The sequence below is a fragment of the Pedomonas mirosovicensis genome (assembly GCF_022569295.1).
In the GTDB taxonomy this organism is placed as follows: domain Bacteria; phylum Pseudomonadota; class Alphaproteobacteria; order Sphingomonadales; family Sphingomonadaceae; genus Pedomonas; species Pedomonas mirosovicensis.
Genome location: NZ_JAKFIA010000001.1, coordinates 1,135,587 through 1,157,912 on the forward strand (window position 1 = coordinate 1,135,587; position 22,326 = coordinate 1,157,912).

General features: G+C 66.0%; 17 protein-coding genes and 3 pseudogenes. All 20 read left to right on the forward strand.

The features are described 5' to 3' along the window. The first annotated feature begins 556 nt into the window (after nucleotides 1-556). Entirely contained in the window at nucleotides 557-1,600 is a 1,044-nt protein-coding gene (ruvB, locus tag L0C21_RS05370) for a Holliday junction branch migration DNA helicase RuvB (protein WP_259277380.1), read from the forward strand. 51 nt (nucleotides 1,601-1,651) lie between these two features. Next, a complete protein-coding gene (ybgC, locus tag L0C21_RS05375) occupies nucleotides 1,652-2,137 on the forward strand; it encodes a tol-pal system-associated acyl-CoA thioesterase (protein ID WP_259277381.1) in 486 nt (161 codons plus the stop codon). Then, nucleotides 2,137-2,851: pseudogene (tolQ, locus tag L0C21_RS05380) on the forward strand (protein TolQ). Before ybgC ends, tolQ begins: the two are co-directional and overlap by 1 nt. Before the next feature lie 15 nt (nucleotides 2,852-2,866). After that, nucleotides 2,867-3,305 (forward strand): annotated as a pseudogene (tolR, locus tag L0C21_RS05385) (protein TolR). A gap of 3 nt (nucleotides 3,306-3,308) precedes the next feature. After that, nucleotides 3,309-4,148, forward strand: a complete 840-nt coding sequence (tolA, locus tag L0C21_RS05390; RefSeq protein ID WP_259277382.1) for a cell envelope integrity protein TolA — start codon at nucleotides 3,309-3,311, stop codon at nucleotides 4,146-4,148. A gap of 35 nt (nucleotides 4,149-4,183) precedes the next feature. Next, nucleotides 4,184-5,531: pseudogene (gene tolB / locus L0C21_RS05395) on the forward strand (Tol-Pal system beta propeller repeat protein TolB). 141 nt (nucleotides 5,532-5,672) lie between these two features. Further along, complete coding sequence (gene pal, locus L0C21_RS05400; protein ID WP_259277383.1) at nucleotides 5,673-6,203, forward strand: peptidoglycan-associated lipoprotein Pal; 531 nt, start codon at nucleotides 5,673-5,675, stop codon at nucleotides 6,201-6,203. Between the two features lie 190 nt (nucleotides 6,204-6,393). Then, nucleotides 6,394-7,422, forward strand: a complete 1,029-nt coding sequence (gene ybgF, locus L0C21_RS05405; protein ID WP_259277384.1) for a tol-pal system protein YbgF — start codon at nucleotides 6,394-6,396, stop codon at nucleotides 7,420-7,422. Between the two features lie 10 nt (nucleotides 7,423-7,432). Beyond that, complete coding sequence (gene tilS, locus L0C21_RS05410; protein ID WP_259277385.1) at nucleotides 7,433-8,443, forward strand: tRNA lysidine(34) synthetase TilS; 1,011 nt, start codon at nucleotides 7,433-7,435, stop codon at nucleotides 8,441-8,443. Between the two features lie 143 nt (nucleotides 8,444-8,586). Then, a complete protein-coding gene (ftsH, locus tag L0C21_RS05415; protein ID WP_259277386.1) occupies nucleotides 8,587-10,521 on the forward strand; it encodes an ATP-dependent zinc metalloprotease FtsH in 1,935 nt (644 codons plus the stop codon). 97 nt (nucleotides 10,522-10,618) lie between these two features. Beyond that, nucleotides 10,619-11,767 (forward strand): dihydropteroate synthase, encoded by a 1,149-nt coding sequence (gene folP / locus L0C21_RS05420; RefSeq protein WP_259277387.1) that lies wholly within the window; start codon nucleotides 10,619-10,621, stop codon nucleotides 11,765-11,767. 471 nt (nucleotides 11,768-12,238) lie between these two features. Further along, entirely contained in the window at nucleotides 12,239-12,916 is a 678-nt protein-coding gene (locus L0C21_RS05425) for a hypothetical protein (protein WP_259277388.1), read from the forward strand. 150 nt (nucleotides 12,917-13,066) lie between these two features. Beyond that, entirely contained in the window at nucleotides 13,067-14,416 is a 1,350-nt protein-coding gene (locus tag L0C21_RS05430) for an ABC1 kinase family protein (RefSeq protein WP_259277389.1), read from the forward strand. A 264-nt stretch (nucleotides 14,417-14,680) separates the two neighbouring features. Continuing rightward, nucleotides 14,681-14,809 (forward strand): aa3-type cytochrome c oxidase subunit IV, encoded by a 129-nt coding sequence (locus tag L0C21_RS05435; protein ID WP_259277390.1) that lies wholly within the window; start codon nucleotides 14,681-14,683, stop codon nucleotides 14,807-14,809. A 25-nt stretch (nucleotides 14,810-14,834) separates the two neighbouring features. Further along, entirely contained in the window at nucleotides 14,835-15,965 is a 1,131-nt protein-coding gene (locus L0C21_RS05440; protein WP_259278825.1) for a Re/Si-specific NAD(P)(+) transhydrogenase subunit alpha, read from the forward strand. Nucleotides 15,966-15,976: 11 nt separating this feature from the next. Continuing rightward, the gene (locus L0C21_RS05445; RefSeq protein ID WP_259277391.1) at nucleotides 15,977-16,261 is read left to right on the forward strand and encodes an NAD(P) transhydrogenase subunit alpha part 2; all 285 of its coding nucleotides are present in this window, start codon (nucleotides 15,977-15,979) and stop codon (nucleotides 16,259-16,261) included. 28 nt (nucleotides 16,262-16,289) lie between these two features. Then, nucleotides 16,290-17,714 carry an NAD(P)(+) transhydrogenase (Re/Si-specific) subunit beta gene (locus L0C21_RS05450; RefSeq protein WP_259277392.1) on the forward strand — a complete coding sequence of 475 codons (1,425 nt, stop codon included), beginning with the start codon at nucleotides 16,290-16,292 and terminating at the stop codon, nucleotides 17,712-17,714. Nucleotides 17,715-18,056: 342 nt separating this feature from the next. Beyond that, nucleotides 18,057-21,452: an intermembrane phospholipid transport protein YdbH family protein gene (locus L0C21_RS05455; protein WP_259277393.1), complete on the forward strand. Its 3,396-nt coding sequence runs from the start codon at nucleotides 18,057-18,059 to the stop codon at nucleotides 21,450-21,452. 113 nt (nucleotides 21,453-21,565) lie between these two features. Next, a complete protein-coding gene (locus L0C21_RS05460; RefSeq protein WP_259277394.1) occupies nucleotides 21,566-21,751 on the forward strand; it encodes a YnbE family lipoprotein in 186 nt (61 codons plus the stop codon). A gap of 53 nt (nucleotides 21,752-21,804) precedes the next feature. After that, nucleotides 21,805-22,212 (forward strand): YdbL family probable chaperone protein, encoded by a 408-nt coding sequence (locus L0C21_RS05465; RefSeq protein WP_259277395.1) that lies wholly within the window; start codon nucleotides 21,805-21,807, stop codon nucleotides 22,210-22,212. The last annotated feature ends 114 nt before the right edge of the window (nucleotides 22,213-22,326 follow it).

A 22,326-nucleotide genomic window follows, 5' to 3' on the forward strand; every position in this document is an offset into this window, starting at 1 on the left:
CAACTAGGGTTTCTGTGGATCACCACACAACCTTCCGAAAAAAGCCTGGACGTGTCGGCGTCCGGGCTTTTTCATTAGATGGGTCCGGGGTGTCGGCCCCGAACCCTTGTGCCGCCCTATTTCGAGCGAGCCACCTCCACGATCTTGAGGACAAGCATCGCGAAGGCAATCATCAGCGTGGAAATGCCGATGACGATAGCAACTAAGGATTCTATCTGAATGTGAACCACCTCCTGCCGACGGCGAGATTGCATCGCCGCAGGATTGCGGCGGTGCGGCCGTCGGAGGGGAGCATAGTCGGCACGCTCGATAACATCTTTATTAAATTAATAGTAATTTCAATGATTTATGCCATTCATGGCGCGCTCGTGAAACGCGGCCGTTAAAATGAGGGGGGTGCAGGGGGCCGAGACCTCTGCATAAAACCAGCCCTTGAAACAAACTTGCTTCAAGCAAGACGTGGCTTGGCAGTTTTTCCGCTGAAATTCGCAAAAAACGGGATTTATGACGCTGGCTGGCTATTCCGCTTTTGTTCGCGGACGCGTAAACACAAGCCATGAGTGACGAGCAAGAGCGACTGGTGGCGGGAGCGCGCAGCGAGGAGGATTTCCTCGAGGCGAGCCTGCGCCCGCAGCATCTGGATGAGTTCATCGGCCAGCAGACGGCGCGGGAGAACCTGCGCGTCTTCATCGAGGCCGCCAAGGCGCGCGGCGATGCGCTGGACCATGTGCTGTTCTTCGGCCCGCCGGGGCTGGGCAAGACCACGCTCGCGCAGATCATCGCCCGCGAGATGGGCGTGAACTTCCGGGCGACGTCGGGTCCGGTCATCGCCAAGGCGGGGGATCTGGCCGCGCTGCTGACCAACCTGGAAGCAGGCGACGTTCTGTTCATCGACGAGATTCACCGGCTCAATCCGGCGGTGGAGGAAGTGCTCTACCCGGCGATGGAGGACCGGCAGCTGGACCTCATCATCGGCTCGGGGCCATCGGCGCGGTCGGTGCGGATCGACCTGCCGCAGTTCACGCTGGTGGGAGCAACGACACGCTCCGGCCTCATCACCACGCCGCTGAGGGATCGCTTCGGCATTCCAGTCAGGCTGCAATACTACACCACGGACGAGCTGGAGCTGGTGGTGCGGCGCGGGGCAAAGGTGCTGGGCACCGAGATTGCGCCGGACGGCGCGCGCGAGGTTGCGGCGCGCTCGCGCGGCACGCCGCGTATTGCGGGCCGCCTGCTGCGCCGGGTGCGAGATTTCGCGGCAGTGGCGGGCGAGACGGTCATCAACCGGCACGTGGCTGATGCGGCGCTGACGCGCCTCGACGTGGACCGGCTGGGGCTGGACATGATGGACCGGCGCTACCTCTCCATGATCGCGGACACCTACCACGGCGGCCCGGTGGGGGTTGAGACCATCTCGGCCGCGCTTTCCGAACCCCGCGATACGCTGGAGGAGGTGATCGAGCCCTATCTGATCCAGATCGGGTTCGTCGCCCGCACCGCGCGCGGGCGGATGCTGACCCCGGCGGCGTTCGAGCATCTGGGGCTTGCCCCGCCCAGCCGAACGCAACAGCCGCTTCCCCTTCTTGACGGGGAAGGGTAAGGGCAGCGCATGTTCGGCACCAGGGGGCTCCATTGATGCGATCGGCTCGTCATGACTGAGGCACAGCACGACGACGTGGCCTATCAGGGCCGTATCGACGACGGTATCCATCGGTATTCGCTGCGAATCTACTTCGAGGATACCGATGCGGGCGGCGTGGTCTATCACGCCAACTACCTGCGGTTCATGGAGCGCGCCCGAACCGACATGCTCAGATGTGTTGGCATCGAACAGCGGCAGGGGCTTGAGGCGGAAGGAGCCGACAAGGGTAATTATGTCGTCGGGTCCCTCCAGATCGATTATAAGCGGCCGGCCCATCTGGACGACGTGGTGACGGTGGTCTCCACGGTCGAGGCCGTGCGGCCGGCAAGCTGCATCATCCGGCAACGGATTGTCAGGAAGAATGAAATACTGACTGACGCGAGGGTCACGGTCGCCTTTGTGGGCGAGGGTGGACGGCCGCGGCGTCAGCCGGCTGCCTGGCGGGAGCAGTTCGAGACGCTCTGCCGGGGCGAGGAACTCCAAGAGGAAGCGTGATGGAAGAAGCTGTAAATACGGTGTCGCTTGCGGCGGGTCAGGTTGATTTCTCCGCCTGGGCTCTGTTCTGGCAGGCGGACATGGTGGTCAAGGCGGTGATGATCGGCCTGGTCCTTGCCTCCATCTGGACGTGGGCCATCATGATCGACAAGGGCCGGCGCGTCGCCAAGATCAAGCGCGAGGCCGACCGGTTCGAGGACAGCTTCTGGTCCGGCTCCTCGATGGACAAGGTGTATGAAAACGCCAAGGCGCGGGGCAACCACCCGTTCGCCATGGTGTTCGGCGCGGCCATGGAGGAATGGCGGCGCTCGTTCACCGGCGGCCGGGTCGACAAGGCCTCGGTGAAGCAGCGCCTGGCGACCGTGATGCGCGTCACCTTCGAGCGCGAGATGGACAAGCTGGAGAGCAACCTGACGTTCCTGGCGACCGTGGGCTCGGTCGCGCCGTTCGTCGGCCTTTTTCGGCACGGTGTGGGGCATCATGCGTGCCTTCACCGGTATCGCCCAGACCCAGAACACCTCGCTCGCCGTGGTGGCCCCCGGCATCGCCGAGGCGCTGTTCGCCACGGCCATCGGCCTCGTCGCCGCCATTCCGGCGGTGATCGGCTACAACAAGATCCAGGGCGAGGTGGGCCGCTATGGCAACCGCCTGTCCACCTTCTGCGACGAGTTCCACGCGCAGCTGTCGCGCCAGCTCGACGAAAAGGTCGATTGAGAGGGGACGGCTGACATGGCGATGCATGTGGTACCATCCGGCGGCGGGCGCGGACGCGGCCGTCGTCCCATGGCGGACATCAACGTCACGCCGCTGGTCGACGTGATGCTGGTGCTGCTCATCATCTTCATGGTGACGGCGCCGCTGCTGGTGACCGGCGTGCCGGTCGACCTGCCGAACGCGCAGGCCAATGCCCTCAACGACGAGGACAACAAGCCGGTGCAGATTTCGGTCGACCCCTCGGGCGCGATCTTCATCGACGAGATGCAGATCTCGCTGGAAGAGCTGGCTCCGAAGCTGGCCGCCATCGCCGAGGCGCGCCGCGATGAGCCGCGCATCTATGTGCGGGCCGATTCTGACCCTCGACTATGGCGCGGTGATGCAGGTGGTGGGCACGATCAACACCGCCGGCTTCAAGAAGGTTGCGCTCATTACGGAGCATAAGGGGAAGTAAGGCGTGAAACGGTCGAGCTTGGTCATATCGGGCGTCGGCCATGCGGCGCTTGCAGCGGTGCTGGCCCTCAACTGGCCGGTGTCGGCGCCCGAGCGCCTGCCCACGGACCCCATTCCGATCGAGCTGGTCGATGTGGCCGACGTGCCGCAGGTGACCGAAAAGCCCAAGCCCTCCATCGAGGCCGCGCCGCAGGAAACGGTGGAGCCGGATGCGGTCGAGCCCGAGCCGGAACCCGAACCGGAGCCGGAACCCGCGCCGCCGCCCAAGCCCGAGCCGAAGCCTGACGCCGTGCCTGAGCCCAAGCCCGAGCCGAAGAAGCCGGAACCCAAGCCCGAGCCGCCCAAGCCGCCGAAAAAGCAAGAGCCAAAGAAGCCGGAGAAGCCCAAGGAGCGGCTGAACGCTTCCAAGCTCGAGAACCTGATCGACAAGCGGCTGGAAAAGGCGGACCGCAAGCCGCTGAACGTCTCCAAGCTGGCGGAAACGCTGGAGAAGGATATCTCCAAGAACGCCAAGCTTGACCCGCGCGCCGCCGCGACCATCCAGCAATTGATGGACGCGCAGGTCTCCCGCTGCTTCAATCCGCCCACCGGTGGACGCGACGTGATGGACATGACCGTGAGCGTGCGCCTGCGGCTCGATCCGCAGGGGCGGATTCTGGATCAGCCCGTCATTGTCGGCCAGACCGGCGTGACCGCAGGCAACCAGGCCTATGCCCAGGCTCTGGCCAGCGCGGCGCGACGGGCTATTCTGCGTTGTGCGCCCTATTCGCTGCCTGCCGAGCTGGCCCCCATCTGGGCCGGTCAGGAAATGGAACTGGTTTTCGATCCGTCGCGCCTCATGTAACGCGCCCGATTGTGAAAGGTTGAGCCGTGAAACGTTTGCTTCTTGCAGCCTTTGCCGCGCTTCTTGCTACTGCTTCTCCCGCCCATGCCGTTATCCGGATCGACGTGACCGGCGGCGTGGTGCAGCCGGTGCCGGTGGCGGTGCCCGCCTTCCCGGCGACGACCGACACGGCAACGCCGGCCGGTTCGGCCAGCCAGTTGGGGCAAGAGATTTCCAAAGGTGATCTCGGCGGACCTGGACCGCTCCGGCCTGTTCCGCCCCATCGATCCGCGCGCCTTCACCACCCAGGTGACGCCGGCCGATGCCACCAGCCCGCAGTTTGCCGCCTGGCGCACCGTGGCGGCACAGGCGCTGGTGACGGGCTACGTGCAGCCCAACCCGGACGGCTCGCTGCTCGTTGCCTGCTACGTCTATGACGTGTTCGGCGAGGAGGAGATGGGCCGCACCGGCTTTACCGCCCGCAACCCGCGGGACTGGCGGCGCACCGCCCACAAGTGCGCCGACTTCGTGTATGAGAAGGTGACGGGCGAGAAGGGCTACTTCGACAGCCGCATCGTCTACGTGAGCGAGAGCGGCCCCAAGACCAACCGCATCAAGCGGCTGGCGATCATGGACCAGGACGGCGCCAACCACCGCTTCCTCACCTCGGGCCAGAGCATGGCGCTGACGCCGCGCTTCTCGCCCTCGCAGCAGCAGATCGCCTACCTGTCCTACTACCAGAACAAGCCGCGCGTATTCCTTTATGACGTGCAGAGCGGCCGGCAGGAAGTGATCGGCGACTTCCCCGGCATGAGCTTCGCGCCGCGCTTCGCGCCGGATGGCAACTCGGTGCTGGTCAGCCTCAGCCGGGGCGGCAACACGGACATCTACCTGATGGACCTGCGGACCCGCCGGCTGCGCCAGCTCACCCATTCGCCATCGATCGATACCGCGCCGAGCTTCTCGCCGGATGGGACGCAGATCGTGTTCAGATCGGACCGGGGCGGTTCGCAGCAGCTCTATGTGATGAACGCGGACGGCACGAACGCGCACCGGATTTCGTTTGATACCCGCAACAAGCGATCCCGCTACGCCACGCCCGTGTGGTCGCCGCGCGGCGACTACATCGCCTTCACCAAGATGGACGAGGGCAAGTTCCGCATCGGCGTGATGAAGCCGGACGGCTCGGGCGAGCGCGTGCTGACCGACGCCTGGCAGGATGAGGGACCGACCTGGTCGCCCAACGGCCGGGTGATCGTGTTCTTCCGCACGGAGAAGTACGGCCGGGGCGGCACGGGCGGCGGCAGCAAGCTGTGGTCGGTGGACCTGACCGGCCAGAACGAACGGCCGGTGCCAACCCCGCTGGATGGCTCGGACCCGGCGTGGTCTCCCCTGTTACCGTAGGTTTTAGGTCGCAGTTGGGCAAAATTGTTCCGCTTTGCCAATGCAGTAGCTTGACGGTTATTTTCGCTATTCTATAACCGCTACCGTGGCGACCGGTACGTAATGGCTGGTCGCGCCACTGGTTGCCGTAAGGAAGAAATCATGCAGAAATTCAAGTTGATCGCTGTTGTTGGCGGGCTTGCTCTGATGGGCGCCTGCGCCAAGAAGGAAGAGCAGCTGCCGCCGGCTCCGCCGCCGGCCCCGGCCGCTCCGGCTCCGGCCCCGGCTCCGGCCCCGGCTCCCGTGACGCCGTCGGTTGTCCCCGGCAGCGTTCAGGACTTCGTGAACACCGCTGGTTCCGACCGCGTGTTCTTCGCCTATGACAGCTATGCGCTGGACGATGCCGCCCGCGCGACCCTGTCGAAGCAGGCCGAGTGGCTGAAGAAGTACCCGAACGTGAAGGTGACCGTCGAAGGTCACGCCGACGAGCGCGGTACCCGTGAATACAACCTGGCTCTGGGCGATCGCCGCGCCAACGCCGTCCGCAACTTCCTGGTTGCTCAGGGCGTCGAGGCCGGCCGCGTCACCACCATCTCCTATGGCAAGGAGCGTCCGGAAGTTCTGGGCTCGGATGAAGAATCCTACGCCAAGAATCGCCGTGGCGTGACCGTGCTGCAGGGCGCTGCCAGCTAAACCCTGGCATCTTCGCCAAACCGCTGAACGCTCCGGTGCGTCCCCGCGCCGGAGCGTTTGGTTTTTCAGGCCAAGCCGCGCATCCGGCGGCCCATGCCACGCAATGCTGGCATAATCTGGTGCCAGGCAGTAACTAATCAGCCAAATGTGAAGTGCCGTGAGCAGACCCGCCGAGAGGAGGCTTGTCCCGATGCTGAAGTGCCGTCAGGTGTCCGTTGCGCTCATCCTAGCCGTGCTGTCCATGCCCCTGGTCCAGGGGCCGGCCCAGGCCCAGTCGGCGGAGGATGTGGGCAAGCGCATCGACAAGCTGGAAGCGGAAATGCGGGCGGTGCAGCGTCAGGTGTTTCCGGGCGGGGCTTCGAAGTATTTCGAGCCCGAGTTCTCCGGAGCGCAAGGCGGCGCAGGCGCACCGGCCGCCCCGGCGCAGGATACTGCGCGCAGCGATCTTCTGGCGGACATGCAGGCGCGCCTGACCCAGCTTGAGGAGCAGTTGGCCAACCTCACCGGCCAGGTGGAGGAAGCCAATTTCCGCGCCCGCCGGGCCGAGGACACGTTGACTAAGCTGCGCGAGGACATGGAATATCGCCTGACCGTGCTGGAGGGCGGCGATCCCATGGCTGCCGGCGCAGGAGCGGCAGCCGGCGGCGCTGCCGGCGCGGGCACGGCTGGCGTGCGGACGCCGGCGCCCGGCGCCCAGGCCCAGACCCCGGCTCCGGCAACTGAGCCGGGCGAGCCCCAGCCGTTCCCGCCGCCGGGCTTCGATCCGAAGAGCGGGGAGACCAGCGCCAACGCGACCGATCCGAATGCGAATGCGGCTGCCGCCGCCGGCCTGACGCCGGAGGAGCAGTACAAGGCGGCCTACGCCTTCGTGAACCAGAACGACTACCCGCGCGCCGAGGCGGCGCTGAAGACCTTCATCGACAGGAACCCCAAGTCCGCCCGCACGCCCGATGCCATGTACTGGCTGGGCCGGGTGTATCTGGTCCGCAAGAGCTATGCCCAGGCCGCCAAGGCCTTCCTTGATACCTACCAGCAGTTTCCCAAGGCCAACCGCGCGCCCGACAGCCTGGTGGGGCTGGGCGACGCGCTGATGGGCCTGGGCAAGCCGGAGGAGGCCTGCCAGGCCTATAACGAGCTGGAGGCGGTCTACCCGTCCAAGATCACCGGCTCGCTGAAGGCCCGCCTGGGCGAGGGCCGGTCCAAGGCCAAGTGTGGGTGAGCTGCCAGGGGTGGATGAACCAGAAGCCGTCCTGACGCCCGAGGCCGTGCGCGCCGCTCTTCTCAGCGCGGCGGCGTGGGCCGGGCTGGACGGTCTTGGCGAAGGCGCGCAGCGGCTGGCGGTTGCCGTCTCCGGCGGGGCGGACAGCCTGGCGCTCACGCTGCTGGTGGCGGAAAGCCTGCCGGGGCGGATCATCGGGCTCACCGTTGACCATGGCCTGCGCGCCGAATCGGGAGCGGAGGCGGCGCAGGTGGGCCAGTGGCTGGCCACACGTGGCATTCCTCATACGACGCTTTTGTGGGAAGGGGAAAAACCCGCCGCCAACATTCAGGCGGAAGCGCGGGCCGCCCGCTACCGTCTGCTGGATGAGTGGTGCGCGGGTCATGGCGTTCCTGCCGTGCTGACGGCCCACCACCGGGACGATGTGGCCGAAACCTTCCTCATGCGCTTGGCGCGCGGCAGCGGTCTTGCCGGGCTTGCCGCCATCCAGCCCGCGCGCCGCTTGGCCGGCGGCACCTGGCTGCTGCGCCCGCTCCTGGACGCCACCAAGGCGCAGCTGCGCGCCGCGCTGGAGATGCGGGGCCAGCCGTGGATCGAGGACCCCAGCAACGAGAACGAGCGGTTCGACCGCGTGCGGGTGCGGCGCTGGTTGGTGGAACAGCCGGACGGGGAGGCGATGACAAGGCGCATTGCTGCGTCAGCCCGGCATCTGGCTGCGGCCAATGACGCCATCGCCTGGGTGGTGGAGCGGCACCTGACCGCCTATGTTGAGGTGTGCGAGACAGGCGGCCTCAGCATCGCTGATCGGCAAGCCTTTCTTAATGTCCCCGATGAGATCCTGCGGCGTGCTCTGATGGACTGTATCGCCAAGGTTGGAGTTGCCCGTACCACCCCGCGCGGGGAGGAACTGGACCGGCTGATCGAGGGGTTGAAGCGCGGCGAGAGCGCAACGCTGGGCGGCGCGCTGGTGCGTGTGACGGGACGCGGTTTGATGCTTACGCCGGAAGCGCGCAGGCGCTGACCGGCCGTCCCTGTGTATCCAACGCGGCGGAGCGGCGCGGCCGACGGTCGAATGCTGCATTCCGGTAGTTGTTTCGCCGCACAGAGAACTTATCTTAGCCAAAGGCGGCGAAGAGTCGTGCCGCATGAAGCGTAGGAAGAATTATGCCTGATAAACGTGGGCCAAGCACCCTGGGCCGGAGCATCGCGCTCTGGGCGATCATCATCGTCGTCCTGGTGCTGATGTTCAACATGTTCTCCCCGCAGCAGCAGACGGGCGCAGCCTCGCAGCTGGCCTATTCCGACTTCCTGGCGCAGGTGGAGGAAGGGCATGTGCGGGAGGCCCAGATCCGGGGGCCTGAAATCACCGGCACCCTGAGCGACGGTCAGGCGTTCCGCACCTATGCGCCGGACGATCCCAACCTGGTGGATCGGCTGGCTTCCAAGGGCGTGACCTTCAAGGCCGCGCCGGAGGAAAGCCGGAGCCTCCTGATGCAGCTGCTGTTCAACATGCTGCCGTTCCTCCTGGTGCTGGGCATCTGGATCTTCGTCATGCGCCAGATGCAGAACGGCGCCGGTCGCGGCGCCATGGGCTTCGGCAAGTCCCGCGCCCGCCTGCTCAGCGAGAAGCAGGGCCGCGTCACCTTCGATGACGTGGCCGGCATCGATGAGGCGCGCGAGGAACTTCAGGAGATTGTCGACTTCCTGAAGGACCCACAGAAGTTCCAGCGCCTGGGCGGCAAGATTCCGAAGGGCGCACTGCTGGTGGGCCCTCCGGGCACTGGTAAGACGCTTCTGGCCCGCGCCATCGCGGGTGAGGCGAACGTGCCCTTCTTCTCCATCTCGGGCTCCGACTTCGTCGAGATGTTCGTGGGCGTCGGCGCCAGCCGCGTGCGCGACATGTTCGAGCAGGCGAAGAAGAACGCGCCGTGCATCATCTTCATCGACGAGATCGACGCCGTGGGCCGCCATCGTGGCGCGGGCCTGGGCGGCGGCAACGACGAGCGCGAGCAGACCCTCAATCAGCTGCTGGTGGAGATGGACGGCTTCGAGGCCAACGACGGCATCATCATCGTGGCGGCCACCAACCGTCCGGACGTGCTGGACCCGGCGCTGCTGCGCCCAGGCCGCTTCGACCGGCAGATCGTGGTGCCGCGCCCGGACATTCAGGGCCGCGAGAAGATCCTCAGCGTTCACATGAAGAAGGTGCCGCTGGCGCCGGACGTGAAGGCCAAGGTGATCGCGCGCGGCACGCCGGGCTTCTCGGGCGCCGATCTTGCCAACCTCGTCAACGAGGCGGCGCTGCTGGCAGCCCGCAAGGGCAAGCGCCTGGTGGCGATGACCGACTTCGAGGAAGCCAAGGACAAGGTCATGATGGGCGTGGAGCGCAAGTCCATGGCCATGACCGAAGAGGAAAAGGCGCTGACGGCCTACCACGAGGCGGGCCACGCGCTGGTCGCGCTGCATGAGCCGGCTTCCGACCCCATCCACAAGGCCACCATCATTCCGCGCGGCCGCGCGCTGGGCATGGTGATGCGCCTGCCGGAGCGGGACAGCTACAGCTACCATCGCGACAAGATGTACGCCAACCTGTCGGTGGCCATGGGCGGCCGCGTGGCGGAAGAGCTGATCTTCGGCTACGACAAGGTGACCTCGGGCGCATCCGGCGACATCCAGATGGCGACCTCGTTGGCCCGCACCATGGTGACCCAGTGGGGTATGTCGGACAAGCTCGGCCCGCTCATGTACGGCGAGAACCAGGAAGAGGTGTTCCTCGGCCACTCCATCGCCCGTACCCAGAACATCTCGGAAGAGACGGCGCGCCTGATTGACGCCGAGGTGAAGCGGATCGTGATGGAGAGCTACGAGCGCGCCAAGAAGGTTCTGACCGATCACAAGGAAGACCTGCACAAGATCGCCAAGGCGCTGCTCGAATTCGAGACGCTGGCCGGCGACGAGATCAAGGCGCTGATCGAGGGCAAGTCCATCGAGCGCCATGATGTGGAGGAAGACACCCCGCCGCCGTCCACCGGCGTGTCGGCGGTGCCGAAGACCGGCGGCCGGTCCTTCGGCGGGCCGGAGCCGCAGCCCCAGGGCTAAGGCACAAGGCCAACACAAGACACTCCCGATCGGTCGGGAATGACGTTAAGAAAAGCCCTTCTCCCTGGAGAGGGGCTTTTCTTTTGGGTGGCCTGCCATGACCGATCTCGACCACGCCCGCGCATCGCTGTCGTCCCTGCCAGAAGAGGCAAGGCTCTACCTGCGCCCAACCGGGCTCGGCTGCGTGCCCGCGCACGACCCCTCGGCCGTGCGGCGGCTGGCGGGTGGCATGGCGTGGTTCGGCCTCGTCCATATTATTGCCCGCGTGGGCAGACAGCGACGGGTGAGCGTGGTGGCGCCGGTGGGCGAGGTGGAGGCGCTGATCGACGGCTTGCCCGCCGCACACCGGGAGCGGGCAGGAATGCAGTGGCGGAACCTGCTGAAACCCCGCCCGGCGCTCGACATGGGGCACGGCAAGATGCTGTCCTTTGACCGGCCGGCGGTGATGGGCATTCTCAACGTGACGCCGGACAGCTTCTCTGATGGCGGCAAGCATGTGGACGCGCAGGTGGCCGCCGAGACCGCCTGGGCGATGATGAAGGCCGGGGCCGCCATCATCGACGTGGGGGCGGAATCCACCCGGCCAGGCGCAAAGCCGGTGTGGGAGGGAGACGAGATCGAGCGGATGCGCCTGCTCCTGGAGCGTCTGGCCCACCAGCCGGTGCCGTGGTCGGCCGATACCCGCAAGGCAGCGGTGATGCGCTACGCGCTCGGCCAAGGCGTCGGCATCATTAACGACGTCTCGGCGCTGACCTATGACCCGGAGGCGGTGAAGGTGGTGGCAAGCAGCGGCATCCCCGTCGTGCTGATGCACCACCAGGGCGACCCGCAGACCATGCAGGTGAGCCCCGCCTATGATGATGCGCTGCTGGATGTCTACGACTGGCTGGAGGCCCGGATCGACGCCTGCGAGGCAGCTGGTATCGCACGCGGGAAAATCATCCTCGACCCCGGCATCGGCTTCGGCAAGACCGTGCGGCACAATCTTGAAATCCTGAATGGCCTCAGCCTCTTCCACGCGCTGGGCTGCCCGATCCTGCTGGGGGTCAGCCGCAAGCGCTTCATCGCCGCGCTCTCCCGCGAGGAGCCCGCCACCGAGCGCCTGCCAGGCAGCCTTGCCATTGCGGTTCAAGGCGCGGCGCAGGGCGTGCAAATGTTCCGCGTCCACGACGTTCCTGAGACCGTGCAGGCGTTGAAGGTGTGGCAGGGGATGCAGGACGCCGCCCTGATGCCGCCGGGGATGTGAGGGCTTCTCAGGCTGAGGCAGAAGTTTTCGCAGGAGGGTCGTGGCCCCTCTTGGCAACCTCCCATTCGTTTGGTCGGGCCGCGCCTGTCACGAACCTTGGTGCGTGCTGGAGAGAACAGCGCGTCTGCTCCTTAAAATCATTCGAAATCTTGGGATGTTGAGTGGAGAGCACCCGGTCCAAGGGATGTGCGAGCATTCACGATCCAGCGAATGCCGCCGCTCATGCGGGATGCGGTTCGATGACCCTGAGCCGCCAAGCCGAACTGGCCCGTTCTAATATCCGCGTCCCGAAAATAAACGGGAGGTGCAGGAGGGACTGAGTCCCTCCTGCGAAAGTCCAGCTTTCCAGATGAATACAACGACGCGCAGCGGGAAAGCGGCGCGGTTTGTGGCGTTGTCCTTCCTGTTCCGGTGGCGGCTGCGTTGTGGTGAGCGTGCCGTTGCCTGTCACGTTGGTTGGGAGGAAAGGCGATGGACCGCAAGCTGTTGGGAGTGGTGTGTGCGCTGGGGGCGGGGCTGTTGGCCCAGCCCGTGCAGGCGCAGGAGACAGGGCAGGGTGGTCAGGTGGTGCTGGGCGCGACGGCGGGGACGCTCGGCATCGGGCCGGAGGTGGGCTATCGCTTCAGCCCGCTGTTCGGGGTGCGCGCCAACGCGGGCTGGTTCCACTGGGACGAGGACTTCGACATCGACGACGTGGATTATAACGGCAAGCTGAAGCTCAACTCCTACGGGCTGATGGCGGATGTTTACCCGTTCCGGGGCAAGTTCCGGGTGTCGGTGGGCGCGCGCCTCAACGACAACCACGTGCGGCTGCGGGCGACGCCGGGCGAGCCGGTGACCATCGGCAACGATGTCTACACGCCCGAGGAAATCGGCACGCTGCGCGGCAACATCGAAACCAACCGGATCGCGCCGATGGTGACGATTGGTTATGCGGGCCGTCTGGCGACGGGCTGGGCGTTCGCCATCGAGGCGGGCGCGTTGTTCCATGGCAGCCCGGAGGTGGGCGCGCTGACGGCCAACGGCTTTCTGGCCGATCACCCGGAGTTCCAGCAGGACTTGCGGCGGGAGATCGATGAGATCGAAGACGAGGCGGATGACTACAAGGTCTGGCCCGTGCTCCAGCTGAGCGTGTCGTACCGCTTCTAATCGCTTGGCCATCGACGCCCGGCCCCTTGCGAGCGACCGGGCGCGGGATGCGGCATCGCGGCGGCCCATAGGCGGGTGTTATGATGGTCGTGGTCTTGCGTCTCGGGCGCACGGGCTGCCGGCTGTGTGGGCGAGAGGGAGTAAGCGGGAATGGCAGACTATCGGGACGACGACCGGTTCACCGGGCGGCTTGCGCGCTATGCGCGCGTGGGCACGGCCATGGGCGGGCTGGCGGCCCGGTTCGCCGCCAACCGCGTGCTGGGCGCGCCGCTGGACCGGGCGCAGCACGCCGGGCAGATCCGCCAGTCGCTGGGCGGCCTCAAGGGCCCGGTGATGAAGCTGGCCCAGCTGCTCTCCACCATTCCTGATGCGCTGCCACCGGAGTACGCGCAGGAGCTTTCCCAGCTTCAGGCCAACGCGCCCGCCATGGGCTGGCCGTTCGTGCGGCGGCGGATGCGGACCGAACTGGGCGAGGACTGGCGGGCGCGCTTCGCCAGCTTCGAGGAGCAGGCGGCGGCCGCCGCCTCGCTGGGGCAGGTGCACCGGGCGACCGGACACGACGGGCGGTTGTTGGCGGTGAAGCTGCAATACCCGGACATGGGCTCGGCGGTGGAGGCGGACCTCAAGCAACTGGACATGGTGCTGGGGCTCTACCGCGCCTACGACAAATCGATCGACGTTTCGGAAATCCGCCATGAACTGGCCGACCGGCTGCGCGAGGAGCTGGACTATGAGCTGGAAGCCGGGCGGATGCGGCTTTACGGCCACATGCTGGCGGGCGAGGCGGCCGTGCACGTGCCCGAGCCGGTGGCGGATCTTTCCACCAAACGCCTACTGACCATGACCTGGCTGGAAGGGCGGCCGATCCTCGACTTCAAGCAGGCCGACCAGGAGACGCGCAACCGCATCGCCATCAACATGTTCCGCACGTGGTACGTGCCGTTCCACCGCTACGGCGTCATCCATGGCGACCCGCACCTGGGCAACTACTCGGTGCGGGAAGACCTGACCATCAACCTCCTCGACTTCGGCTGCGTGCGGATTTTCCCGCCCCGCTTCGTCGGCGGGGTGATCGACTTGTATCGCGCGCTGCGCGATGGAGACCAGCAGCTGGCCGTCCACGCCTACGAGACCTGGGGCTTTAAGGGGCTGACGCAGGAGCTGATCGAGACGCTGAACATCTGGGCCAGCTTTGTCTACAGCCCGCTGATGGAAGACCGGCCGCGCCTCATCAACGCCGCCGAGAAGCCGGGCGACTACGGCCGGGAACAGGCGGCAAAGGTGCATGCAAGGCTAAGGGAGCTGGGGCCGGTACGCCCGCCGCGCGAGTTCGTGTTCATGGATCGGGCCGCCGTGGGGCTGGGCGGGGTGTTCCTGCATCTGCAGGCCCATGTGAACTGGTATCGGCTGTTCCAGGACATTATCGAGGGATTCGACGTGGAGACGTTGGCGCGGGCGCAAGGAGAGGCTCTGCAGGCGGCAGGATTGCCGCCGGGCTGAGGCGGATGGACCGGTTGCGACCTTTCCGCGCGGGATTGGGGCCGGAAATGGCGGTTTTCCGCCACTTTTCAAGAGGTTGTCCCGTGGGACAATTCTTAATTCAAATGAATACATTACAATTAAAAGCAATAATATTTCATGAATTATTCTTGAAAACTCAGAACATGTCCGCAATATGAGCGGGCCTGAACAGGCTTTCGCTTGGCTTGACGGCGCGCTTTGCTATGGTGCGCCGCCTAGTTCGACATACGGAGTTTTGTAGCAATGGCTGAGAGCAACTTCGATTTTCGTGACCACAAGCGGACCTACGAGGGCTTCCTTGGGATGACCAAGTACATGACCATCGCGGTCGTGCTCATTCTGATCGGGATGGCTGTGTTTCTGGTAAACTAGCCTCCGTCAACAGGGGGGAGAATTGATGAAGATTGCGGTGGTGAAGGAGGTCCGCGCCGCCGAACGGCGAGTTGCGGCCACACCGGAGACCATAAAAAAGCTGAAAGGGCTGGGGTTCGACCTGGCCGTTGAAACGGGCGCCGGTGCGCTCTCGTACATTTCGGATGCGGATTACGAGGCCGCCGGCGCGCTTGTGGGCGACCGGGCAGCAGTGCTCGCCAATGCGGATATCGTGCTGAAGGTTCAGGGCCCTGGAGCCGACGAACTGGCGGGGCTTCCCCGCGGCGCGGTGCTGGTGGCGAGCCTCAACCCCTATCAGAACCGGGACCTGATGCAGGCCTATGCCAGCGCCGGTCTCACGGCCATGGCCATGGAGTTCATGCCGCGCATTACCCGCGCGCAATCCATGGACATCCTCTCCTCCCAATCCAACCTGGCCGGGTATAAGGCCGTGCTCGATGCCTGCGAGCACTTCGGCCGGGCCCTGCCCATGATGATGACGGCCGCCGGGACCATTCCGGCCGCCAAGGTCTTCGTCATGGGCGCGGGCGTGGCGGGCCTGCAGGCCATCGCCACCGCCAAGCGGCTGGGCGCGATCGTCTCGGCAACCGACGTACGGCTTGCCGCCAAGGAACAGGTGGAAAGCCTGGGCGGCAAGTTCGTCATGGTCGAGGACGAGGAAACCCGCCAGGCGGAAACCTCGGGCGGCTACGCCAAGGAAATGTCCGACGCCTACAAGGCCAAGCAGGCGGCGCTGATCGCGGACACCATCCGCAAGCAGGATATCATCATCACCACCGCGCTCATTCCCGGCCGGCCCGCGCCGCGCCTGGTGACGGCGGAGATGGTGGCCTCCATGCAGCCGGGCTCGGTGATCGTGGATCTGGCGGCCGAGCAGGGCGGCAACTGCGAGCTGACGCAACCGGGCGAAGTGGTGACGACGCCGAACGGCGTTACCATCGTTGGCCACCGCAACGTGCCAAGCCGGCTTGCCGCCAACGCCTCGGCGCTGTTCTCACGCAACCTCTACAACTTCCTGGCCGCCTTCCACGACAAGGAGGCCAAGACCATCGCCTGGAACTGGGACGACGAGATCCTCAGGGCCATCGTCGTCACCAAGGACGGCGCGGTCGTGCATCCTGCGCTTCAAGGTTGAGGGGGGCAGCCATGGATTTCATCGGACAGCTTTCGATTTTCGTGCTGGCGATCTTCGTCGGCTACTACGTCGTCTGGTCGGTCACCCCGGCCCTTCACACCCCGCTCATGGCCGTGACCAACGCGATCTCCTCGGTGATCGTGGTGGGCGCGCTCATCGCGGCGGCTCCCGCCGACTGGACCCTCGCCAAATGGCTGGGCCTCGTCGCCGTGGCGCTGGCCGCGGTGAACATCTTCGGCGGCTTTGCCGTCACCCAGCGCATGCTGGCCATGTACAAGAAAAAAGAGAAGAAGTGAGGCGGGGATGGAAAACGCTAACTCTGTTATGGAGCACGCGGCCGGCGTGACCGTTGCCGGCGTGCCCGCGTGGGTCGCGCTGGCCTATCTGGCCTCGGGCGTCCTTTTCATTCTGGCGCTGCGGGGCTTGTCCAGCCCGACGACCAGCCGCCGGGGCAATTTCTTCGGCATGATCGGTATGCTCATCGCCGTGGTGACGACGCTCGTCACCCACGAGTTGGCGAGCCTGCCGGAAATCGGCGGCGCGCTCCTCATCGGCGGCGGCCTCGGCTACATCATCGCCCAGCGCATCGCCATGACGGCAATGCCGCAGCTGGTGGCGGCGTTCCACAGCCTCGTGGGCCTTGCCGCCGTGCTGGTGGCGGCGGCCGCTTTCTCCAACCCGGAAGCCTTCGGCATCGGCACGGCGGACAACATCCACGTGGTCAGCCGCATCGAGATGAGCCTCGGCATCGCCATCGGTGCGATCACCTTCTCGGGCTCGGTCATCGCCTTTGCGAAGCTGAACGGCAACATGTCGGGCGCGCCGATCCTGCTGCCGGGCCGGCACGTCATCAACCTCGCGCTGCTGGCGGGCATCATCGGGCTGGTGGTCTACTTCTGCACCGACCAGTCGCCGACCATCTTCTGGACCATCACGGCGCTGTCGTTCCTCATCGGCTTCCTGCTCATCATCCCGATCGGCGGGGCCGACATGCCGGTGGTCGTCTCCATGCTCAACAGCTACTCAGGCTGGGCGGCAGCGGCCATGGGCTTCACCCTGCACAACAGCGCCATGATTATCACCGGCGCGCTGGTGGGCTCGTCTGGCGCGATCCTCAGCTACATCATGTGCAAGGGCATGAATCGCAGCTTCATCTCGGTGATTGCGGGCGGCTTCGGCGCGGATACCTCCGCCGCCGCAAGCGGGCCGAAGGTCGACCGGCCGATCAAGCAGGGCTCGGCGGAGGACGCGGCGTTCATCCTGAAGAACGCCTCCTCGGTCATCATCGTGCCGGGCTACGGCATGGCGGTGGCGCAGGCCCAGCACGCGCTGCGCGAAATGGCCGACATGCTGAAGGCCGAGGGCGTCTCCGTGAAATACGCCATCCACCCGGTGGCGGGCCGCATGCCGGGGCACATGAACGTGCTGCTGGCCGAGGCCAACGTGCCCTACGACGAGGTGTTCGAACTGGAGGACATCAACTCCGAGTTCGGCCAGGCGGACGTGGCCTACGTGATCGGCGCGAACGACGTGACCAACCCTTCGGCCAAGACCGATCGTTCCTCCCCGATCTACGGCATGCCGGTGCTGGACGTGGAGAAGGCCAAGACCGTGCTGTTCATCAAGCGCGGCATGGGCTCGGGCTACGCGGGCGTCGAGAACGAGCTGTTCTTCCGCGACAACACCATGATGCTGTTCGGCGACGCCAAGAAGATGACGGAGGAAATCGTCAAGTCGCTCGGCCACTAAAGGGGCCGGAAAGTCAGGGGAGGAGTGGGGCGCAATCCTTCGGGGTCGCGCCCCGTACTTTTTTGTCAACAAAGGCTGCGCTGGGCTTTATGAAAGGCCAGACGGGATGGAATGGAAAAACATATTGTGAAAATTGCCCGGTCCCGTCAGGTTTGGTGGAGATCAAGGTTGATTAGCGGGGATTCCGAAGGCATCGGGGTGGAATGATCGTGAAGAGCGGGGGCGCAGCCTCCCTGGGCGCGCAAGCCAGCGCAGCCGGGGCAGGCGTTCGGCTTCTGCGCGGCGCGGCATGAACCATTCCTGAATATCTTCGAAATCCAAAGGCGTTACCCAAGGCGAGGCATGGAAGCGAACGAGCAGCTGCTGGACGATAGCTCTCCCAAGCGGCGGAAATCCAAGACCGTATTCCGGTTGAAGGCGGCGGGCGTGGCCCTGGTCGTCACGGTGGGCGCTGTCTGGTTGGTTCGCATTCCCCTGATGAATTTAGCGATTCGGGGCTATCTCGACGCGCAGGGTGTGAACGCTACCTTCGAGGGCGACGGCATCTCCTTCGCCCGCGTGGAGCTGGAGCAGCTGCGGCTGGGTCCGGCCAAGAATCCTGATCTGACCGCCGAGCGGGCAGAGGTGTACCTGGATTGGGACGGCTTCAGCCCGAAGGTGGAGAGCGTCATCCTCGAAAACCCGGTGCTGAACGCGAAGGCGGACAGAACCGGCGTCTCCTTCGGCTCGCTCGACCTGTTCCGGCCCGAACCCACGGAGCAGCCGTTCGCCCTGCCGCACTTGGGCCTGACGGTGCGCGAGGGCCGCGTGAACGTGGCGACGCCCTACGGCACGGTGATCGCCTACGTTGAGACCAAGGGCCAGCTGGATCGCGATTTCAGCCTGTCCCTGCGCGCCCGCTCCGTCGTCGCGCCGGGCACGACGGAGCTGCTGGAAGGGCTGATTTTCACTGGTTCGGCCGAGACAAGCGCCAAGGGCATCCACGCCAACGTGGAAGGCGGCGCGGCCAGCGTCAACGCGGCCGGGCTGATCGATGGCCTGCGAACGGGGGCGTTCCGCTTCGAGAGCGAGTTCACCAGCGCGCCCGACCTGACCCGCCTGTCCGGTTTCATCAAGGGCACGGCCGAGCGGGTGATCCAGACCGACGACACGGGCGCAAGCGCCGTGGCCATGGCCGTGACCCTTAAGGATGTGCGCCTGACGCCGCAGCTTCGCCCCACCGCCTGGGACGGCGCGGCCAGCATCAGCGCCGCCGCCGCGCGGGCGGGCAACCTGACGGTGCAGCAGCCGGATATTCAAGCCAGCTTCACCGGCACCAAGGGCAGGGGCAGCGGCCAATGGACGGTGACGACCGGCGCGCTGGAAGGGCCGACGGTGCGGCTGCGGGCAACCCGCGCCAAGGGTGACCTGAAGGTCGAAATGGGCGACGCCGCGCCAGTGGTGGCCGCTACCGGCACGCTCAGCATCGCCGATGGCGTGATTGCCCCCAGGCAGCGGGCCAAGCTGCGCGAAGGCCTCGCGCGGCTGGAGAGCACGCCCCTGGCAGGGCTGGTGAGCCAGTCCTCCCGCACGCTCGACAGGGCCATGCGGCAGTTCCAAGCCTCGGCCCCGCTCAGCGTGACCTGGAGCAAGGGCTTCGGCGAGCTCATCATTCCAGGCGCGGTCGAGGCGACGGGGCAGGGCGGCGTACGCTTCACCCTGCTGGACCATGACCACGACCAGCCGGTGCTGCGGACGGAACTGCCCTCGGGCAAGACAATGGTGACCGGGCGCGCGTCCCTCTCGGGGCCGGGCTTGCCCAAGCTGGAAGCGCTGATCGACCGGCTGTCGACGGCCCCAGGCCAGGCGCTGGAAAGCGCGGGCACGGTGGTGGTGGCCGACTGGAAGGCAGGCGACTCCAGCCTGTCGCTGACGCCGGTGACCTACAAGCTGATGCAGGACAGCGGCAAGGGCGAGGTGGAGCTTTCGGGTCTTGCCCGGATCAGCGGCCCCATTCCGGGCGGGCGGATCGAGGATCTGCACCTGCCGCTCGACGTGGCGGCGGCCTGGGACAAGGGGGTGCGCCTCTCCGCCAAGGAGGGCTGCCTGAATGTGAAGATCGGCGGGCTCAGCATTGGCGACTACCGCTTCGGCCAAGGCGCCATGCCGGTGTGCCCGCGTGGGGATCGCGGCTTCCTGTGGACCAGCCCCGAGGGCGCGCTGACGGGCGGGGCAACGGCCGGCGAGCTGCGGCTGGCCCTGCTGGGCACGGAAGGCGGCGCCGACGCCGGGCTGGGCCTGAAGGCCGGGCCGATTGCGGTTTCGGTGCGGGGCACGACCGACCGGCCGATCGTGGGGCTGGACTTCCGCCAGGCCACGCTGCGGCTGGAGGGCGGCATCACCGCCGAGAGCCGGCGCATCCACGGCTCGCTGACGGGCGGCAAGGCCGGCTGGCGCGGCAATGGCACCATGGACGGCTTCACGCTGGTGGCAAACGAGGCCGCCGTGCGGGCCGAGGCCAAGGGCCGCTGGCGGGCGGACTTCAACAATGACGCGGCTCCGCTGCAACTGACCGGCCTGTCCGGCCAGGTGGCGGACATGAACAGCAAGGCCCGCTTCGAGCCGCTGGCCTTCACCGACGGCGAGGCCCGCCTGGGCGGCCCGGTTGCGACCATGCGCGGTAACGTGAGGCTGGCCTCAAGCGGCGACGTGCTGGGCCAGGTCGAGGCGCGCCACGACACCAATCATGACGTGGGTGACCTGGTGTTCCGGCTGACGGGCCTGACCTTCAGCCCAAGCCTGCAGCCCTACATGCTGACCGAGGCGGCGCGCGGCGTCGTCGAAAACGTGACCGGCACCGTCGGCGGCTTCGTGCGGGCGCGCTGGACGGCCGAGCAGCTGAAGACCGACGCCCAGTTCGATCTCAAGGCCCTGTCGATGGCAACGGGCGGCCTCGGTCCTGTCGAGGGCATCTCGGGCCATGTGGTCCTGACCGATTTCCTCGGCATGAAAACGCCGCCGGGCCAGAAGCTCACCGTCGCCAAGGTCAACCCCGGCGTTGCCATGGAGAACGGCGAGTTCCGCTTCCAGCTGCTGGGCGACCAGAAGCTGAAAGTGGAGCGGGCCGGCTGGCCGCTGGCCGACGGCGAACTGCTGGTGGACCCGACCGTTGTCGCGCTCTCCGAGCCGGAGAAGCGGGTGACGCTGAGGATCGCCGAGGTCGACCTGGAGAAGTTCATCGGCCTGATGAACCTGGAGTCGCTGCGGGCGACAGGGCGGGTCGAGGGCGAGCTGCCGCTGGTCGTCACCCGGCAGGGCGCGGCGATCCGCAACGGCTACCTGCGGACCAAGGGCAGCGGCACGCTGTCCTACACCGGGCCGGTGCCCGCCGCCGAAGGCAATGCCAAGCTGGCGTTCGATGCGCTGAAGAACTTCAAGTTCCAGTCAATCGTGGTGGATGTGGACGGCGACCTGGCGGGCGAGGTGGCCACCGGCATCCACTTCGAGGGCACGAGCCAGGCCTCGCTCTCGCCGCTGTCGTGGTTCCGGGCGCTTCGGACACGCGGCATCCCCTTCAAGTTCAACGTGAACGTGAAGGCCCCGCTGCGGAGCCTGATGAGTTCCATCTCCGGCGTCAGCGACGTGGGCGGCCTCGTGCGCCGCAGCGTCGAGATGGAGCTGGAGAAGTCCAACGACAACAATGGCAAGGATACGCCCAAGGCCGAAAACGGCGGAACCACAAAGCCGAAGCAGCGCTGATAGCTTGGTTCGCTTCAGCAACGGTTCAGCCGGAGATGGTCAGGATTTGCGCGAATGGCACAATTCAGCGTACAGGAATGAATGTGACACAAGTGTGTGAGCGGGAGACGAACATGCGGGCAGTCCTGTTGGCGGCTTGCGCGGCGCCAGCGCTTCTGGTGACGGCGGGGTGCGTGAAGCTGCAGGCCCCGGACAAGCCGATCGAGATCAACATGAACGTCAACATCCGCCACGAGGTGATCGTGCGGCTGGAGAAGGACGTGCAGGATCTGATCCAGAACAATCCGGGCGTATTCTAAGATACGCGAGACTGTAGGTTGGCTTGGCCGCAAGACGGCCGGGAGATGACATCATGGCGATTCAATCGAAGTTATTAGCGAAGGTTATGGGCACTGTCGCGGCGCTCGGCGTGGCCGTGGCGATTGCCGGCCCGGCCGCCGCGCAGGAAGATACCTTCATCGATCAGGCGCGCGCTTCGGGGCAGATCGGCGAGCAGGCCGACGGCTATGTGGGCGCGGTGAAGGGCGCAAGCGGCGACCTGAAGGCGCGGATCGATCAAATCAACATCAAGCGCAAGGCCTTCTACACCCAGCTGGCCGAGAAGCGCGGCGTGACCGTGAACGAGGTGGCCGCCGCCGCCGCCTGCAAGCTGTTCGAGCACAAGGTCGGCCCCAACGAGTACTACCGTACCGAAGGCGGCCAATGGATGCAGCGCAAGGGCAGCGCGCCGGTGCAGCTGCCGTCCTACTGCCCGAAATAAGGCGGGCGGCTGCCTTCGGGCAGGGCATGAAATGACGGAAGGCCGGGGTTCGCACGCAGGCAAACCCCGGCCTTTTGTTGCTTGTGAAGGTTTTTGCGGAGGGGCTTACCCCCT

Bases quoted from the DNA above. Each gene is read 5' to 3' on its own strand.
- ruvB (WP_259277380.1), top strand. From the start codon at position 557: ATGAGTGACGAGCAAGAGCGACTGGTGGCGGGAGCGCGCAGCGAGGAG.
- ybgC (WP_259277381.1), top strand. From the start codon at position 1,652: ATGACTGAGGCACAGCACGACGACGTGGCCTATCAGGGCCGTATCGAC.
- pal (WP_259277383.1), top strand. From the start codon at position 5,673: ATGCAGAAATTCAAGTTGATCGCTGTTGTTGGCGGGCTTGCTCTGATG.
- ybgF (WP_259277384.1), top strand. From the start codon at position 6,394: ATGCTGAAGTGCCGTCAGGTGTCCGTTGCGCTCATCCTAGCCGTGCTG.
- ftsH (WP_259277386.1), top strand. From the start codon at position 8,587: ATGCCTGATAAACGTGGGCCAAGCACCCTGGGCCGGAGCATCGCGCTC.
- folP (WP_259277387.1), top strand. From the start codon at position 10,619: ATGACCGATCTCGACCACGCCCGCGCATCGCTGTCGTCCCTGCCAGAA.
- L0C21_RS05425 (WP_259277388.1), top strand. From the start codon at position 12,239: ATGGACCGCAAGCTGTTGGGAGTGGTGTGTGCGCTGGGGGCGGGGCTG.
- L0C21_RS05430 (WP_259277389.1), top strand. From the start codon at position 13,067: ATGGCAGACTATCGGGACGACGACCGGTTCACCGGGCGGCTTGCGCGC.
- L0C21_RS05435 (WP_259277390.1), top strand. From the start codon at position 14,681: ATGGCTGAGAGCAACTTCGATTTTCGTGACCACAAGCGGACCTACGAG.
- L0C21_RS05440 (WP_259278825.1), top strand. From the start codon at position 14,835: ATGAAGATTGCGGTGGTGAAGGAGGTCCGCGCCGCCGAACGGCGAGTT.
- L0C21_RS05445 (WP_259277391.1), top strand. From the start codon at position 15,977: ATGGATTTCATCGGACAGCTTTCGATTTTCGTGCTGGCGATCTTCGTC.
- L0C21_RS05450 (WP_259277392.1), top strand. From the start codon at position 16,290: ATGGAGCACGCGGCCGGCGTGACCGTTGCCGGCGTGCCCGCGTGGGTC.
- L0C21_RS05455 (WP_259277393.1), top strand. From the start codon at position 18,057: ATGGAAGCGAACGAGCAGCTGCTGGACGATAGCTCTCCCAAGCGGCGG.
- L0C21_RS05460 (WP_259277394.1), top strand. From the start codon at position 21,566: ATGCGGGCAGTCCTGTTGGCGGCTTGCGCGGCGCCAGCGCTTCTGGTG.
- L0C21_RS05465 (WP_259277395.1), top strand. From the start codon at position 21,805: ATGGCGATTCAATCGAAGTTATTAGCGAAGGTTATGGGCACTGTCGCG.